The organism is Burkholderia sp. MSMB1072 (assembly GCF_001524725.1).
Classification (GTDB): Bacteria; Pseudomonadota; Gammaproteobacteria; order Burkholderiales; family Burkholderiaceae; genus Burkholderia.
In genome coordinates this window covers 1-16743 of sequence record NZ_LOYC01000011.1, presented here as the reverse complement: position 1 = coordinate 16743, position 16743 = coordinate 1, and the positions used below count along the sequence as shown (strand labels likewise).

Annotated in this window: 14 protein-coding genes and 1 pseudogene; 9 read left to right on the top strand and 6 right to left on the bottom strand. The window is 66.9% G+C overall.

Annotated features, from left to right (window positions below; genetic code table 11):
- Positions 1 to 112 precede the first annotated feature (112 nt).
- On the top strand, positions 113 to 538 hold the full coding sequence (locus WS89_RS06475; protein WP_059790071.1) for a PACE efflux transporter: 426 nt from the start codon (positions 113 to 115) through the stop codon (positions 536 to 538).
- 7 nt (positions 539 to 545) lie between these two features.
- Here WS89_RS06475 and WS89_RS06470 read toward each other — a convergent pair whose 3' ends face one another.
- The 6 genes and pseudogenes from WS89_RS06470 to WS89_RS06450 all read right to left on the bottom strand — a co-directional run.
- On the bottom strand, positions 546 to 1172 hold the full coding sequence (locus tag WS89_RS06470) for a trimeric intracellular cation channel family protein (protein WP_059789981.1): 627 nt from the start codon (positions 1170 to 1172) through the stop codon (positions 546 to 548).
- Positions 1169 to 1297, bottom strand: a complete 129-nt coding sequence (locus WS89_RS34560) for a hypothetical protein (RefSeq protein ID WP_257128141.1) — start codon at positions 1295 to 1297, stop codon at positions 1169 to 1171. Before WS89_RS34560 ends, WS89_RS06470 begins: the two co-directional genes overlap by 4 nt.
- Positions 1298 to 1465: 168 nt before the next feature.
- Positions 1466 to 2413, bottom strand: a complete 948-nt coding sequence (locus tag WS89_RS06465) for a choline ABC transporter substrate-binding protein (protein WP_059502155.1) — start codon at positions 2411 to 2413, stop codon at positions 1466 to 1468.
- Positions 2414 to 2516: 103 nt separating this feature from the next.
- Positions 2517 to 3515, bottom strand: a complete 999-nt coding sequence (locus WS89_RS06460) for a GlxA family transcriptional regulator (RefSeq protein WP_059502153.1) — start codon at positions 3513 to 3515, stop codon at positions 2517 to 2519.
- Positions 3516 to 3622: 107 nt separating this feature from the next.
- Positions 3623 to 4519: a choline ABC transporter permease subunit gene (gene choW, locus WS89_RS06455; RefSeq protein ID WP_059502151.1), complete on the bottom strand. Its 897-nt coding sequence runs from the start codon at positions 4517 to 4519 to the stop codon at positions 3623 to 3625.
- A pseudogene (locus WS89_RS06450) lies at positions 4512 to 5803 on the bottom strand (quaternary amine ABC transporter ATP-binding protein); the annotation flags it as partial. The gene choW and the pseudogene WS89_RS06450, both read right to left, overlap by 8 nt.
- Here WS89_RS06450 and WS89_RS33630 point away from each other — a divergent pair.
- From WS89_RS33630 to WS89_RS31925, 8 genes are all read left to right on the top strand, one after another.
- Positions 5782 to 6024 (top strand): hypothetical protein, encoded by a 243-nt coding sequence (locus WS89_RS33630; RefSeq protein WP_156440262.1) that lies wholly within the window; start codon positions 5782 to 5784, stop codon positions 6022 to 6024. The pseudogene WS89_RS06450 and the gene WS89_RS33630 sit on opposite strands and share 22 nt — an antisense overlap.
- A gap of 263 nt (positions 6025 to 6287) precedes the next feature.
- The gene (locus tag WS89_RS06440; protein ID WP_059789979.1) at positions 6288 to 9245 is read left to right on the top strand and encodes a DUF2339 domain-containing protein; all 2958 of its coding nucleotides are present in this window, start codon (positions 6288 to 6290) and stop codon (positions 9243 to 9245) included.
- The gene (locus tag WS89_RS06435; RefSeq protein WP_059789976.1) at positions 9242 to 10597 is read left to right on the top strand and encodes a DUF3999 domain-containing protein; all 1356 of its coding nucleotides are present in this window, start codon (positions 9242 to 9244) and stop codon (positions 10595 to 10597) included. The genes WS89_RS06440 and WS89_RS06435 overlap by 4 nt, the downstream gene beginning before the upstream one ends.
- A gap of 216 nt (positions 10598 to 10813) precedes the next feature.
- Positions 10814 to 11119: an NIPSNAP family protein gene (locus tag WS89_RS06430; RefSeq protein WP_059502145.1), complete on the top strand. Its 306-nt coding sequence runs from the start codon at positions 10814 to 10816 to the stop codon at positions 11117 to 11119.
- A 311-nt stretch (positions 11120 to 11430) separates the two neighbouring features.
- Positions 11431 to 12081, top strand: coding sequence for an NADPH-dependent FMN reductase (locus WS89_RS06425; protein ID WP_059789975.1), 651 nt, complete (start codon positions 11431 to 11433; stop codon positions 12079 to 12081).
- 236 nt (positions 12082 to 12317) lie between these two features.
- Positions 12318 to 12536, top strand: a complete 219-nt coding sequence (locus WS89_RS06420) for a hypothetical protein (protein WP_006480563.1) — start codon at positions 12318 to 12320, stop codon at positions 12534 to 12536.
- A gap of 101 nt (positions 12537 to 12637) precedes the next feature.
- Positions 12638 to 13540 (top strand): hypothetical protein, encoded by a 903-nt coding sequence (locus WS89_RS06415; protein ID WP_059502140.1) that lies wholly within the window; start codon positions 12638 to 12640, stop codon positions 13538 to 13540.
- Positions 13541 to 14503: 963 nt separating this feature from the next.
- On the top strand, positions 14504 to 16743 hold a 2240-nt coding region (locus WS89_RS31925; RefSeq protein WP_257128140.1), incomplete at its 3' end, for a YadA family autotransporter adhesin.

Below are 16743 nucleotides of genomic sequence, written 5' to 3'. Positions count from 1 at the left end.
GGTTGAATTCGGTTCAATCGGGGTGAGATTAGGTGAATTGAAACGGGCGCGCAACGCGGCTAGCCTTGCGGGACGTTGCGGCATGGCGCCGCCGTCGAACCGGAGGAACCCCGTGCAAGGCCTACCGCGCAGGATCACGCAGGCGGTGCTCTACGAAGCGATCGCCATTTCCTGCATTTCGCCCGCGATCGCGGCGATCTTCAAGCAGGACCTCGTCTATTCGGGCGCATTGTCGGCGACGATGTCGGCGATCGCGATGCTGTGGAACATGATCTTCAACGCGCTGTTCGAACGCTGGGAAGCGTCGCGGCGGCAGCCGGCGCGTACGCTCGGGCGGCGGATCCTGCATGCCACCGGATTCGAAGGCGGGCTGATCTTCATCCTCGTGCCGGTCGTGTCGTGGTGGCTCGACATCACGTGGTTCGATGCGTTCGTCGTCGATATCGGGCTGTTCGCGTTCTTCTTCTGCTACGCGTTCGTGTTCCAGTGGGCGTTCGATCGCGTGTTCGACGTGCCGGCGGCGACGAAGGGGTCGTGAACAGGCTCTACGCCCCCGCGGCAATTTTCGGCAACTGCCAGCCGAAGCGCACCGCCGCCATCCGCAGCGCAAAGCACGCGGCGCCGCCGAGCACGGCCGCGACGACGGGCGGGCAACCGAGTCGCCGGCACGACACGACGACGACCGCGCCGAGCAGCGCCGCGCTCGCATAGATATCCGTGACCAGCACGACCGGTATCCGCGCAAGCAGCAGATCGCGCACGACGCCGCCCCCGCAGCCGGTCACGGCGCCCATCAGCGTCGCAATGAACGGGTGGACGCGGAATTCGAGCGCCTTCACCGCGCCCGCGACCGCGAACAATGCGAGGCCGGCCGCATCGAGCGTCGTCAGCAGCGACGGCGAGAACGACGCGACCCGTGCATGAAACACGAACGCGAACAGTCCCGCGGCGAACGCGAGCGCCGGATAACGCCAGTCGCTCACGGCGCTCGGCGGGCGGGCGCCGATCAGCAGGTCGCGAATCACGCCGCCGCCGAGCGCGACGACGAGCGACAGCACCATCACCCCGAACAGATCGAGTCCGGCGCCGATTGCCGCATTGGCGCCTTCGATCGCGAACACCGCCGTGCCCGCGAGATCGGCGGCGAGCACCACTTGCTCGATGCGCTTCATGCGAATGAACGGCCGACGTACCGGATCGTCCGGCTGCAGCCAGCGTCGACCGAAGCGATCGCGCCATTCAGCCGCGTGCCGGCTGCGTACAGCCGCCGGGATGCATCGAGGGGGTTGCGGGTCATTGCCGTCTCCTTGGCGGGGATCGAGCAGTCTAGCGCATCGCCCGCCGGCCGTTGGCGCGAGTACGCAGCACGCAGCAAAAAGCCGGCGCAAGCAGGTCGCCCTGCTTGCGCCGGCTCGACATTCACGTCAGGCTCCGGGCCGCGGCCGCAAAGCCCGACGCGTCGCGCTCAATGCACGCCGAGGTATGCCTTCACCGCCGGCAGGCCCGGCTTGCCGTCGATCGTCGTCACGCCGGCCAGCCATTTGTCGAGCGATTGCGGATTCGCCTTCAGCCATTCGGCGGCGGCCTTGTTCGGATCCTGCTTGTTCATGATCGGCACCATCACGTGGTTCTCGATCGACGTCGTGAACTGCAGGTTCGACACGAACTTCGCGACGTTCGGGCAGCGCTGCGCGTAGTCGGGCGGCGTGGCCGTCAGCACTTTCGCTTCGCCGTAGTTCGGGCCGAACACGTCGTCGCCGCCGCTCAGGTAGTCGATCTTCATCTGCACGTTCATCGGATGCGGTTCCCAGCCGAGAAACACGATCCACTGCTTGTCGCGAGCCGCGCGGTTCACCTCGACCAGCATCCCGGCCTCGCTCGACTCGACCAGCTTGAACTTGCCGAGGCCGAACTGGTTGCCGTCGATCATCTTCTTGATCAGCGCGTTGCCGTCGTTGCCCGGCTCGATCCCGTAGATCTTGCCGTTGAGCTTGTCCGCGAATTTCTGGATGTCCGCGAACGACTTCAGGCCGCCCTGGTACACGTAGTCGGGCACCGCGAGCGTGTATTTCGCACCGGTCAGATTGGGCGTCGCGAGCACCTTGATCGTGCCGGCTTTCGTGAACGGCTGGATGATCGGGTCCATCGTCGGCGACCAGTAGCCGAGGAACACGTCGATCTGCTTGCTCTTGATCCCCGCGAACGTGATCGGCACCGATGCGATCGTCTTCGTCGGGTTGTAACCGAGCCCCTGCAGCATCGTCGACGCGAGGCCCGTGGTCGCCGCGATGTCGGACCAGCCGACATCGGCGAAGCGCACGTTCTTGCAAACGGGCGGATCGGCCGCATAAACGGCCGACATCGGCGCGGTTATCCCGATCCCGCACACCGCTGCGATCAATAGGCGCTTCATCTTGCTTCTCCTCAAAGTGATGTCGTTTGCTCGAATGCGGGATCGTTTATTGAAGCCGCGCGCCGCGATCCCGGCGACGTCGCGGACCGATTGATCGCCCCGTTCAGCGCCCCGGCAGCCGGCGCTCGTAGCTCGGCGCGTGGCCGAACTGCGCGCGGTATGCCTTGCTGAAATGACATGGCGAGTGAAAGCCGCAGACCGTCGTCACGCGCGCGATCGATGCGTCGGTCGTACGCAGCAGGTCGCGTGCGCGTTTCAGGCGCAACGTCAGGTAATAGTGGGTCGGCGATACGTTCAGGTACACCTTGAACATGCGCTGCAGATGCCGCTGCGACAGCCGCACGAGCCGCGCAAGCTCCTCGAGCGACAGCGGTTCCTCGATGTTCGCCTCCATCAGCCGCACGACCTCGATCAGCTCCGCGCGCGAGAAACCGACCCGCGCATCGACCGGAATCGGCTGCGTATCGGTCGAACTGCGGATGCGCTCCAGGATGAACTGCTCGGATACCTGCGCGGCCAGTTGCTGGCCGAACCGCATGCCGACGAGGTTCAGCATCAGATCGAGCGGCGCGGTGCCGCCGGTGCAGGTCAGCCGGTCGCGATCGACGACGAACAACTCGTCAGCGAACCCGACCTGCGGAAATTCGGAATGCAGCGCGGACAGGTTCTCCCAGTGCACGGTGCAACGATAGCCGTCGAGCAGCCCGCTCGCCATCAGCGCGTAGGCGCCGGTGCAGATGCCGCCGAGCGGCAGCCCGCGTGCGGCAAGCGCCGCGAGCGTATCGCGCGCGCGTTCGTCGACCATGTCGCGGATGCGGATGCCGCCGCACACGATCATCACGTCGGGCAGGTCGTCGTAATCGAGCGGCTGCGTGGGCCGCACCGCGATGCCGTTGCTGGCATGCGCGGGCGCGCCGTCGAGCGAGTAGATCGACCACTTGTAGTGTTCCGCCCGTCCGACATAGTTCGCCATCCGAAGCACTTCGACCGCGCTCGAGAACGCGATCATCGAGAAGTTCGGCAGCGTCAGGAAGCCGAAATGGGCGAGGGACGAAACCGGTGAAACGCAGGCAACGGGCGCGACAGCGACGGCGGACGTCACATCGGTCTCCTGGCGAGGAGGTTGCAGGGAGCCAGCCCCGCGGCGCAAGCCGCGGGAGCCGTTATTCGACGAGGGTGAGCGGCCGGAGCGTGCCCGGCCGCCGGGGATCAGGCCTGCGCGGGCTCGGCCTTCACGCGAAAGAGCTGCTTGAGGCCCGAGAACAGCGGCGCTTTCGCGGTGCCCGGCGCGCGGCCGAAGCTTTCGGTGATGCGGTCGAGAATGATCGCGAGCAGCACGACCGACAGACCGCTTTCGAAGCCGAGGCCGATGTCGAGGCGCTGGATACTCGCGAGCACGTCGTTGCCGAGGCCGCCCGCGCCGACCATCGACGCGATGATCACCATCGACAGCGCCATCATGATCGTCTGGTTCACGCCCTGCATGATCGACGGCAGCGCGTTCGGGAACTGCACCTTGTACAGCAGTTGCCACGGCGTGCAGCCGAACGCCTGGCCGGCTTCGACGATCTCGCGGTTCACGTGGCGGATGCCGAGGCTCGTGAGACGCACCGCGGGCGGCATCGCGAAGATCACCGTCGACAGGATCCCCGGCACGCGGCCGAGACCGAACAGCATCGCGGCCGGAATCAGGTAGACGAAGGCGGGCATCGTCTGCATCAGGTCGAGAATCGGGCGCACGATCGCGGCGACCCACTTGCTCTTCGCGGCCCAGATGCCGAGCGGGATGCCGAGTACGAGGCTGATGATCGTCGACGACAGCGTGAGGCCGAGCGTGATGACCGTCTGATCCCAGAAGCCGGTCGCGAAGATCAGCAGCAGCGACGCGGTGGTGAACAGCGCGAAGCGCCAGCCCACCCGCCACAGCCCGACGCCGATGAAGATCGCCATCATCAGCCACATCGGGATCGCCTGCAGGCCATGCTCGACGAATGCCGCGAGCCCCTCGATCGCTCGACCGATCGCGTCGAACGTCTTCGCGTCGTGGTCGAGCAGGTAGTGAACGGACTGGTCGACCCAGGTACCGAGCGGAATCATTTCAGACATGGGAACCTCGCGAACGCGTGATGGCCTTCAGGATGAGCGCGCGATCGACCGAGCCGCAGTAGCAGCCGTCGTCGTCGACGACGGGCAGTGCATTCGGGCTCGCGACCACGCGCGCGACGACGTGTTCTAGCGACGCATCGCGCCGGATGCTTTCGATCGGCCGCACGGACGGCGTGTCCTGACCGATCGCATCGCGCGTGACGAAGCCGCGGATCTTGCGTTGCGCATCGAGCACGAACGCGTATTCGGCGCTGCCGTTCAGCGACGCGGCGACGTTCGCGGCATCGCACTTCGACATGGTAGGCACGGCGCCCGTCTGCATCAGGTCGCCGGCGGTGAGGTAGCGGCTGGTGTCGATGCCGTCGAAGAACGCGCGCACGTAATCGTCGGCCGGGTTCGCGATGATGTCCTGCGGCGTGCCGACCTGCACGAGGCGGCCGCCTTCCATGATCGCGATGCGGTTGCCGATGCGCAGCGCCTCCTCCAGATCGTGCGACACGAACATGATCGTGCGGCGCTGGTCCTTCTGCAGTTGCAGCAGCACGTCCTGCATTTCGCGGCGCTTGAGCGGATCGAGCGCGGAGAACGCCTCGTCCATGATCATCAGCGACGGGTTCACGGCCAGCGCGCGCGCAAGGCCGACGCGCTGCTGCATGCCGCCCGACAGCTCGGACGGCAGCTTGTGCGAAAACGGCGCGAGGCCGACCTGCTCGAGCACTTCCATCGCACGGCGCTCGCGCTCCTTCTTGCCCATGCCCGCGACTTCCAGCCCGAACGCGGCATTCGACACCACGGTGCGATGCGGCATCAGCGCGAACGACTGGAACACCATGCTCATGTCCTTGCGACGCAGCGCGGTCAGCGCCGAGCGGCGCGCCGACGCGACGTCGAGCCCGTCGATCAGCACCTTGCCGGCGCTCGGATCGACCAGCCGGTTCACGAGGCGGATCAGCGTGGACTTGCCGGAACCGGACAGGCCCATCAGCACGAAAATTTCGCCTTCCTGCACATCGAAGGAGACGTTGTGCACGCCGACGACCTGACCGGTGCGCTTGAGCACATCGTCCTTCGTCGCGCCGGCGGCGAGCATGTCGAGCGCCTGCTGCGGATTGCTTCCAAACACCTTGCACAGACCTTCGACCACAACCTTGGGGGCATCCATCGAAACCTTCTCCTCGTGTAGCGGGGACTCGCGCTTGTCATAGCGTGCCTACATAGTTGCCAGAAAAAACCCCGGCCTGCCGACGAATTACGACAAACGCTTGCGCAAATACGACACGGCCGCCAGCCCCGTCCGGCGGGCCGCACCGCCCTTTGCGGCGGCGCAATACGCGCTCGGCCTGCTGCGACGGGCATCGCCCTTCGGACTTGTGCGCAGCAGCGCGGCGAACGGCACATGGGATTTTGCGCCAGGCCGCATTCGGCACGCGTCGCTTTCCGACAAGTTGACGTCCGTTCCGGCGCGCATCTACTCAGACGAAAACGCGCATCGCATTCGTCAATAAAAAGCATGACCGTGCAAAAAGCCGTATGGCGACACCGAACGGCGCACGCCGCGATACCGCGCCAACCGCGGAAATCCGGGCAGGCACGCTGTGATACATTCGCCGCAAACACGCCGATCGCGACGTTGCCGCGGGCCTTTCGCACGAAGGCGCCAGCCGCATGGCGCGCGCATGCCGGTTCGCCTGCCGGCCGTGCTGAAACCGCCTCGATCCGGTGCGATCCCGATCGAAGGACGATAACGATAGTGAGAGGGAGCAAGGCGTTGAACTGGGCATTCGCCGTAATCGGTTTCGTCGTGGGCGGCATCGCCGCCCTGATCGGGGATTTCCCGGCCGCGAGCGGCGCGCTGCTCGGGGCCGCCGCCGGGTTCTGGGTCGGGCACGCGCTGCGGCAACGCAAGCTGCAGAGCCGGCGCGCCGTGCCCGACGCATGGGCCAGCTCCGCGCCGCCTCCCACCCCGTTACCGCTCGCCGATCGCGTCGCGCGCCTCGAAGCCACCGTCGACACGCTCACGCGCGAACTCGACGCGCTGCGCGCTCAACTGGCGGGCGCGAAAGCCGGGACGGCGACATCCGGTGGCATCGCGCCGACGGCTTCGGCCGACGCCGCCTCCGCACCGCTGCCGACGCACTTCCCGACACCGCCCGCGCCACGACCGGCCGCCGCACGCGCGGACACGCCGGCCTCCTCTTCGACGCCGGCGCCCACTACACCGCCCGCGCCGGCCACCGCGGCACGCGCCTCGGCTGCGTCCGTTCACGCCGACACCACCGCCAGCGCACCTGCCACTCCGCCCGAACCGCCCGCGCCGCGCGAACCCGGCATCGCCGAACGCGCGTTCGGCGCCGCGCGCGACTGGCTGCTCGGCGGCAACACGGTCGTGCGTGTCGGGATCGTCGTACTGTTCTTCGGCGTCGCATTCCTGCTCAAGTACGCTGCCGACAACGACATGCTGCCGATCGAATTCCGTCTCGCGGGCACGGCGCTCGCGGCGGCCGCGCTGCTCGCGATCGGCTGGCGCGTGCGTGCGCGCCGCGCCGCATACGGCCTCGTGCTGCAAGGCGGCGGCACCGGCATCCTGTACCTGACGATCTTCGCCGCGACCAGGCTCGATGCGTTGCTGCCCGTCGGCGCCGCGTTCCCGTTGATGGTCGCGGTCTGCGCGCTGAGCGCATTCCTCGCGGTGCGGCAGAACGCGCTGCCGCTCGCGTTCATGGGCAGTGCGGGCGGCTTCCTCGCACCGATCCTGCTGTCGACCGGCCAGGGCAACCACGTCGCGCTGTTCGGCTACTACGCACTGCTGAACGCGGGCATCTTCGCGATCGCGTGGTTCAAGGCCTGGCGCCCGCTGAACCTGCTCGGCTTCGTGTTCACGTTCACGATCGGCTCCGCGTGGGGCGTGACGGCCTATCGCCCCGCGCTGTTCGCGAGCACCGAGCCGTTCCTCGTCCTGTTCTTCCTGATGTATGTCGGCATCGCACTGCTGTATGCGGTGAAACGCGAACTCGCGCTGCGACACTATGTGGACGGCACGCTCGTGTTCGGCACGCCGATCGTCGCGTCCGCACTGCAGGCGTCGCTCGTGAAAGGCATGCCGTTCGGGCTTGCATGGAGCGCGGTCGCGCTGTCGGCGTTCTACGTCGCGGTGGCCGCATGGCTCGCGCGGCGCCGCGATCGCCTCGGTCTGCTGTTCGAATCGATGCTCGCGCTCGCGGTCATCTTCGCGACGCTCGCGGTGCCGTTCGCGTTCTCGGGGCCGACGACCAGCGCCGCGTGGGCCATCGAAGGCGCAGCCGTCGTGTGGCTCGGCGTGCGCCAGAAACGCCTGCTGCCGTTCGGCTTCGGGCTGCTGATGCAGGTCGCCGCGGCCGGCGCGTTCTTCACGAGCCTGCTTGGCCCGGCCGACACGGCCGCGCTGCCGGTGCTCAACAGCCCGTATATCGCGATGCTGCTGATCGCGCTCGCCGGCCTGTTCACCGGCTGGTGGCTGCACGGGCGCGGCGAAGCGCGCGCATGGCATGCATGGATGCCCGAGATCGGTGTCGCGGCCGCCGCGTGGGGGCTGCTGTGGTGGGTCAGCGGCGGGCTGCACGAGATCCTCGTCCATGCGAGCCGACACGTCGACCTGCATGCCGACCGCTTCGTCGTCGATACGACCGCGCTGTTCGCGGCCGGCACCGCATGGCTCGCGCACGCCGCGCGCCGCCGGCTCGCGTGGCCGCTCGCCGAATGGCCCGCGCTCGCGCTCGCACCGGTGCTGGCGCTGCTCGCGCTGCGTGCGTTCGATGCGCACGAAGCGCCGCTGTCGGGCATGGGCGCGTTCGCGTGGCCCGTGACCATCGGCGCGGGATTTGCGCTGCTGTGGCGCCAGTCGCGCGGCACGACCGACGCCGCCGACGCGCGCGGTGTGACGCCCTCCGTTGCAGCACGCATGCTCGCGCCGCTGCATACGCTGACGTTCTGGACCCTGGGCGGGCTGCTGGCGCTCGAAGGGTTCTGGCGCCTGCGCGCGTTCGTCCCGGAAGGCGCATGGAGCTGGAGCGCATGGGCGTACGGCTTCGGCGCGCTACTCCTGGTCGTGTCGGGCCCGGGCTCGCGCCTGCGCTGGCCCGTCGCGGCATTCCCGCGCGCCTATCAGGTGTGGGGGGCCGCGCCGCTCGCCGCGCTGCTGTGGCTGTGGAGCCTCGCCAGCACGGTGAGCGACGGCGACGCAGCGCCGCTCTTCTGGCTGCCGCTGCTCAATCCGCTCGACGTCGCGCAGGGTCTCGTCTTCGTCGCGTTCGCCGCGTGGCTGCGTCGCCTGAAAGCGCTCGGCATCGCGTGGCATCCGCGCGTCGCCGGCTATCTGGCGATCGCGACCGTGTTCCTGTGGTTCAACGTGCTGATGCTGCGCACGCTGCATCACTGGGCCGGCGTGCCGTACGCATTCGGCGCGATGGCCGAATCGACGCTCGTGCAGGCGTCGGTGTCCGTGTACTGGACGGTCTGCGCGCTCGCCATCACGATCTGGGCCACGCGCCGCGGGCTGCGACCGCTGTGGTTCGTCGGCGCCGCGCTGCTCGCGCTCACGGTCGTCAAACTGTTCCTGTTCGACCTGTCGCACGTCACCGGCATCGAGCGCATCGTGTCGTTCATCGGCATCGGCGTGCTGCTGCTGTTGATCGGCTATTTCTCGCCGCTGCCGCCGAAGGCCGCCGCGCAACAAGGCGGCCGGCCATGAAACGACGCGCCGCCCTGCTCGGGCTGAGCCTGCTCGCGTCGTTCGCGGCGGCCGACGGCGCACCGAACGCCGGACGCGCGATGCAGCGCTTCGCGCTCGACCTCGACGGCAGCGCCGCGTATTACCAGCTCACCGTGCCTCAGCCCGTGTATGCGGCGAGCCGGCGCGACGATCTCGGCGATGTGCGCATCTTCAACGGCGCGGGCGAGCCGGTGCCGTACTCGCTCGACGCACCCGCCGCGGCTGCGGCCGCCGTGCCGCCGTCCCGCACGCCGGTGCATTGGTTCCCGCTGCCGCCCGCGCGCGCCGAGAACGGCAACGCGCCGCCCGGCGTGACGGTCGGCCCGGACGGCGCGCTGCGCGCGGCCATCGCGACGCCTTCGCGCACCCGGCACGGCGCGGACCTCGTCGACCTGTCGCATGCCGACGGCAGCATCGACGCGCTGCTCGTACACGTGGGCGACGACAGCTACCAGGGGCGTGTGTCCGTCGAAGCCAGCGACGACCTGCGCACCTGGCGGCCGCTCGGCAGCACGCAGTTGCTGAAGGTCGGCCGCGGCAACGACATGCTGGTGCAGGAGCGCATCGCGCTCGACGGCGCGGCGCCGCGCTACCTTCGGCTGGACTGGCCCGACGGCGCGCCGTCGATCGCGTCGGTCGACGTCGAGACGCATCCGCGCGACGCGCGCGGCGTCGACACGGCGTCCGTGCCGCGCCAGTGGCGCGACGCCGTGCGGATACGCGCCGGCGCTGCGCCGGGCGAGTATCTGTTCGACACCGACGGCGCGTATCCGGTCGACCGCGTGCGCATCGACCTGCCGCAGCCGAACACCGTCGCGCGCGCGACGCTGCAAAGCCGCGCCGATGCACGGGCGCCGTGGCGCGACGTCGCGGCCGCCGTGCTGTTCCGGCTGCAGGGCAAGGGCGGCGAGCAACGCAATCCGCCGCTCGAGTTCGTCGCGAACACGGATCGCGCATGGCGAATCGTCGTCGACATGCGCAACGGCGGGCTCGGCGGCGGCCAGCCGGCCGTCGCGCTCGGCTGGCATCCGGCCGCACTGACCTTCGTCGCGCGCGGCACGCCGCCGTTTACGCTCGGCGTCGGCGACGCGTCGCTCGCATCGTCGGCCGTGAGCCGCGACGCACTGCTGGTCGGCATGGTGCCGGAAGTGCGGCCCGCCCGCGTCGGCGCGGCGCTGCCGTCGGCGGTCGTGCCGGCGGCAGCCGCCGATGCGGATGCCGGGCGCCGCTACATGCTGTGGGGCGCGCTGATCGTCGCGGTCGGCGTGCTCGGCGCGATCGCATGGCGCCTCGCGAAAGGCGGCGGCGAGACGCACAGCCGCAACGAGTAAATCCCGGGGTAACGCGGCTGGCGGACGGAACGAATATCGTTCGCGCCGATGCCGCGTGCACGTCACGGCAAGCGCATCGAAGCATCGATCGTTGCCCGCGCAAGCAACGCGTCGTGCGATGAAGTCGCGTGATGATGGGCCTGTCCGGCGCGCTCGCCGTTGACACGTGCCGCCCCGCGCTCCAGACTCGCCGCTCCGTCACCCCCGCGAGTGCCCATGATCACCTGCTTCCTTCGCTACGTCGTCGATCCGTACAAACTCGTCGAATTCGAAACCTACGGCAAGATGTGGATTCCGCTCGTCGAGCAGTTCGGCGGCACGCATCACGGCTACTTCCTGCCGTCCGAAGGCGCGAGCAACATCGCGCTCGCGATGTTCTCGTTCCCGAGCCTCGCCGACTACGAGCGCTACCGCGAACGCTCGAAGGACGATCCCGCCTGCCAGGCCGCGTTCCGCTACGCGGAGCAAACGCGGTGCATCGTCAGCTACGAACGCAGCTTCTTCCGGCCGGTGTTCGAGTAACGGGCCGCGCCCCTACGCATCGCGCCCCGTTTTCCGGCCGAGGACGAAAAAAAGCCCCGCCAGCATCCGCGCGGCGGGGCCAACCCATGTCAGTAGAGACATCATGGAGGAGACGAGCCCATCTTATCGACCGTGGCGCACCGTCCCAACCAAGCATTTCTGCTATCGATCTGCGGGGCCGCGCACACGCTTGCCGTCGCCGCGCGGCATATCGATAGAACGAAAAGTCGTTTTCAGAGTGGCGACCGGGTCGTTACCATCTGGTTTTAAGCCTGTGCTTAGCCGGGCAAGCCATTCCCGAGGAGCGCCCCTTGACTGCATTCGATCAACACCGCCGCCCGTTCGTCGTCGGCATCGGCGGGACCACCCGAGCCGCGTCGTCCACCGAACGCGCGCTGTCGTTCGCACTGCGCGGCGCGCAAGCCGCCGGCGCGCGCACGCGCCTGTTCGACGGCCCGTTCCTGCATACGCTGCCGCACTACGCGCCCGAACACAAAACGCTGACCGACGCGCAGCGCGAGCTGATCGACGCCGTGCGCCAGGCCGACGCGATCATCATCGCCACGCCCGGCTATCACGGCGGCGTGTCCGGTCTCGTGAAGAACGCGCTCGACACGCTCGAGGAGCTGCGCGCGGACGATCGCCCGTATCTCGACGGCCGTGCGGTCGGCCTGATCGTCACCGCGTACGGCTGGCAGGCGGCCGGCACCGTACTGACGTCGCTGCGCTCGATCGTCCATGCGCTGCGCGGCTGGCCGACGCCGTTCGGCGCCACCGTCAACACGCTCGAAACCCGCTTCGAAAGCGCCGATAGCTGCTCGGATCCGAAGGTCGTCGCACAACTCGAGACGGTCGGTGCGCAAGCCGCCGAATTCGCGCTCGCGTTCGCGTCGCATCGTGCGGCCTCGCATGCGACATCGGTCGATGCGCTCGCTCCCGTGCTGAAAGTCGCCAACCAGTAACCTCCGCATTCCGCCGCGCGCCTTCGATCGACAGGATTCGACGGGGTCGCGCGGCGCGTCTTCCGACGCGCGGCGATGTGCCGGGCGTGTCGCCGCCCCTGCCGAAAGCCCTCTCCCCGCGCACCGCCCCGATAACGATTCAGCCCCCCGCGTAATTTGCATTGGCCGAAAGATTGGTTCACGCAGGCGGCCCGTTTTCGTACGCTGAAAGTCCGAACTTTTTTGCGCGCCACCCCATGAACCGTACGATCCGCTACAAGGGCTACGAAGTCGCTCCCGCTGCCGCCCGGTTGCCGAACGGGCTGTTCGCCGCCAACCTGACGATCGAACGCGCGAGCGGCGGGCCGTCGCCGCGCTCCGTGTCGTTCGACGCAATCGATTTCTTCTTCGAGGAAGAACACGCCCTCGCCTACGCGTCACGCTGGGGCCGCCTCTGGGTCGACACGAACGCGTGACCGCGACGCGCGCGGGGTCGGCGTGCCCATGGCCACTCGAAAATACGCGATGACGGAAGCTGTGCAAGAATCTTTCGATCCGTAATCGCATAACAATAGCCATGACCGACACGCTGCACGAAGAGCATGCAGCCGCAGATCACGCGATGCGCAACTGGACCTTCGAGAGGCAAGGCCCGGTCCGAATCGGTTCCGATGCGCACAAGCAGATGTTCTGTCGGATGCTGCTCGACACACACAACCCGTACAAGCCGGCCGTGATCGACTGGCCGGCGCTCCAGCCGGCCGAACTCAGGCGGCTCACGTCGCTGCCGATCTGGGACATCGCGGTGCAAACCGAAGGCCGCGCGTCGATCCGCGTGGCGACCTACGCCGCGACGGTCGACGATCCGCTGCTGCGCCGCGCGCTCGAGATGGACGGCGGCGAGGAAGCCCGCCACAAGGTCGTGCTGTCGAAGCTCGTCGAGGCGTACGGCATCGCGCTCGCGCCGGAGCCGGCCTACCCGGCGCCGAAGCATGCCGAATGGGCATGGATGGTCACGGGCTTCAGCGAGTGCATCGACAGCTTCTTCGCGTTCGGCCTGTTCCGTTCCGCGCAGCGCTCCGGCTATTTCCCGCCCGAGCTCGTCGAAACCTTCGAACCGGTGATCCAGGAAGAAGGCCGCCACATCCTGTTCTTCGTGAACTGGTTCGCGTGGCACTGGCGCAACCTGCCGTGGTGGCGCCGGCCGTGGTTCTTCGTACGTGTCGCGGCCGTATGGGCACACCTGATCCGCGAACGCATCGGCATTGCGCGCGGCATTGACGCCGATGGCGTCGCGCACGACGCGAACTTCCCGGCAACGAGCACCGCCGACATCGGCGATGCGCTGAATCCGCGCGAGCTGATCGAGCTGTGTCTCGCCGAGAACGACCGGCGAATGGCCGGTTACGACGAGCGCCTGCTGCGCCCGATGTTCGTGCCGCGGATGGCGCGGTTCGCGCTGCGGTTCATGAAGAAGTAAAGTCGGGCGCTTGCCGCCGGTCATGCGGCAAGCGCCTGATTCAGTCTACGCCCCGGGACCGAATGTGGCGTGTCCGACACATTCAATCCATCCCTATTTTTCTTCGACACGCCAGCACACACACGGCATGGGCGGCAAATTGCCGCGCCCGGATCTGACATTTCAGGCGCCGCCGACCCGACGCTGACCCGCGATATCTGACGTCCCGTCACCATCACGCGAAACGCCTGCCGCGAGCGCGCCAACTCGACTTCCGGCATGTGCGCCTATTCCGCCTTGACGCCGACTTTGATGCAATCGTCAATAGGACAAATCCGATAAATTGACGCGAATTGTTTCGTCTCTGCGCTCCGTAGCACTTTTTTACAACTTCCACCGACCGGGCGGCCCGGAATGCCCGCCGCGCGGGCCACTGCGCCGGCCGGGATGCGCATATCGGCATAATTCAATTCCCTCCGAGTCGGATAAATTCAATTATCAGATAACCAAAAAATACAAACTCAAATCCTGTCAAAACCAAAACATTAACAAGTTAATTAAACGCCTGCAGCATTATATCTCGGCACATCGACTTACATTACAAATATGAAAGACTTTGGCACCTCGCAAACGTTTGCTATTTCATTTGTCTTACTTTTTGAGCGATCCGGTGTGTAACCCACCGCACAAAAGTCAATTAAGCCATTGATTTAAAAGGTAAATTTTTTGACGTGGCAGCCACTTACGCCCCCTACATCGAACGTTCGACCATCTTTCAAATTCATTCACGCCAGACGCATCAAAACACGATGCATTAACCATTCTTTAACTTTAAAAACACCTCATTTATCACTGTTTGTCAATCTTTAAAATCCACCTCCAATAAACTCCGCCCATCAATTTTTGAGATTCGCGCGAGCGCACGGAGTAATCCTCTAACGAAAGAGACCGGTGTGTTGCGTGCACATTTGGAGGTAGCAGGACATGAACCGCACATACCGCTCGATCTGGAACGAAGCCCTTGGCGCCTGGGTCGCGGCATCGGAAAACGATTCGGCACGGGGTAAGCCGAACAAGTCGGCCGTTGCTGCCGCAGTACTGGTCGCCGTCGCAACGCTCCCGTCGCTCGCCGGCGCCAATACCTTCGTGCCAGGCACGACGAACGGTAGCCAATTCACCGTGTCGTCGTGTACGTCGAGCGGTGGCAGCGGCACCGTCGGCCGCACGACGACAGGCAACACCAATGCCTATCCCGTCGACGGATCCGGCACTTACTCCACGGTTGCGGGCTGTAACTCCAGCGGCAACAACAATCTCGCGGCCACGGTTTATGGTGCCTTCGCGCAAGTGACCGGCACCGGTGGTACGGCGACGGGCTTTCTGTCATCCGCTGCGCTCTGGGGCACGTCTGCCGGTCTCGAGTCGACCGCCAGCGGCGCCGGTTCTACCGCGCTCGGCTTCGGGGCAACGGCCAACGCATTGAATTCGGTCGCGATCGGCGGTGCAGCCGGTAATGGCACCACCCCGCTTTCCTATGCGAACTCGACCATCGCTTCGGGCGCGGGCGCAGTCGCCATCGGCAGCAACGCGACGAAGGGCGCGCAGTCCGCCGCGTCGGACGGTATCGCGATCGGCGGGCAGTCGTCCGTCGCGTCGGGCGCCACGTCGGGTATTGCTGTTGGCCGTGGTGCGACCGTCAACGGTGCGTACGGCATCGCGCAAGGCGATGGCGCGACGGCAAGCGGCGTCTCGTCGGTCGCCCTGGGTCAATCGGCAACCGCCGGTTCGAATACGGGCACGGGTGGCGGCATCGCGATCGGCAACAGCGCGAACGCAGGCACCGCTTTCTCCGGCACCACGATCGCAATCGGGAACGGCGCAACCGCGACGTCGCCGTCGGGGTCCGGCGATTCGCTGGCACTCGGCACCAGTGCGGCGGCCACGGGCCAAGACTCGACGGCGATCGGCGCCCAAACTGCCGCCAACGGCATGAACTCGATCGCCATCGGCAACAATGGCACGCTCGCCACCGGCACGGGCGCGCAAGTCATCGGCGTCGGCTCCACGGCCAGCGGCACGAACGCGACGACGTTCGGCACGGGCTCAACGGCGACTGGTACCGGTGCGCTTGCGCTCGGCGCAGGCAGCAACGCGAAGTATGCGTCCAGCGTCGCGCTCGGCGCGGGAAGCGTCACCGGGACGGCTGCGCCGACCGGAACGGGCTATCTGACGGGCAGCGCCGCGCCGCTGTCGGAAGTGTCGGTCGGCAGCGCGAGCGCGCTGCGCCGCATCACGAATGTCGCCGACGGCTCGGCTCCGCAGGACGCCGTCACCGTCGCGCAGCTCAGCACCGGCATGAGCACGACCACGAGCGCGATCGGCAGCCTGTCGACTTCGGCGTCGACGGGTCTCTCGTCGGCCAACAGCTCGATCTCGTCGTTGTCCACGTCGACCTTGAGCGGCATCAACTCGCTGTCTACCGGCCTGAGCTCGGCTAACAGCTCCGTCACGTCGCTTTCGACCTCGACGTCGACGGGCCTCTCGTCGGCCAACAGCTCGATCGCGTCCCTGTCCACGTCGACCTCGAGCGGCATCAACTCGCTGTCTACCGGCCTGAGCTCGGCTAACAGCTCCGTCACGTCGCTTTCGACCTCGACGTCGACGGGCCTCTCGTCGGCCAACAGCTCGATCGCGTCGCTGTCCACGTCGACCTCGAGCGGCATCAACTCGCTGTCTACCGGCCTGAGCTCGGCTAACAGCTCCGTCACGTCGCTTTCGTCTTCCACGTCGACGGGCCTCTCGTCGGCCAACAGCTCGATCGCGTCGCTGTCCACGTCGACCTTGAGCGGCATCAACTCGCTGTCTACCGGCCTGAGCTCGGCTAACAGCTCCGTCACGTCGCTTTCGACCTCGACGTCGACGGGTCTGTCCACGGCCAACAGTTCCATCACCTCGCTCTCGACTTCGACCTCGACTGGTCTCTCCACGGCCAACAGCTCGATCACGTCGCTCTCGACCTCGACCTCGACTGGCCTGTCCACGGCCAACAGCTCGATCACGTCGCTGTCGACCTCGACTTCGACCGGTCTGTCGACGGCTAACAGCTCGATCACGTCGCTGTCGACCTCGACTTCGACCGGTCTGTCGACGGCTAACAGCTCGATCACGTCGCTGTCCACGTCGACTTCGACTGGCCTGTCGACGGCTAACAGCTCGATCACGTC

Coding starts and splice junctions, on each gene's coding strand:
- WS89_RS06470 (WP_059789981.1), bottom strand. CDS start 1,172: ATGAAGCGCATCGAGCAAGTGGTGCTCGCCGCCGATCTCGCGGGCACG.
- WS89_RS34560 (WP_257128141.1), bottom strand. CDS start 1,297: ATGACCCGCAACCCCCTCGATGCATCCCGGCGGCTGTACGCAGCCGGC.
- WS89_RS06465 (WP_059502155.1), bottom strand. CDS start 2,413: ATGAAGCGCCTATTGATCGCAGCGGTGTGCGGGATCGGGATAACCGCG.
- choW (WP_059502151.1), bottom strand. CDS start 4,519: ATGTCTGAAATGATTCCGCTCGGTACCTGGGTCGACCAGTCCGTTCAC.
- WS89_RS06435 (WP_059789976.1), top strand. CDS start 9,242: ATGAAACGACGCGCCGCCCTGCTCGGGCTGAGCCTGCTCGCGTCGTTC.
- WS89_RS06430 (WP_059502145.1), top strand. CDS start 10,814: ATGATCACCTGCTTCCTTCGCTACGTCGTCGATCCGTACAAACTCGTC.
- WS89_RS06420 (WP_006480563.1), top strand. CDS start 12,318: ATGAACCGTACGATCCGCTACAAGGGCTACGAAGTCGCTCCCGCTGCC.
- WS89_RS06415 (WP_059502140.1), top strand. CDS start 12,638: ATGACCGACACGCTGCACGAAGAGCATGCAGCCGCAGATCACGCGATG.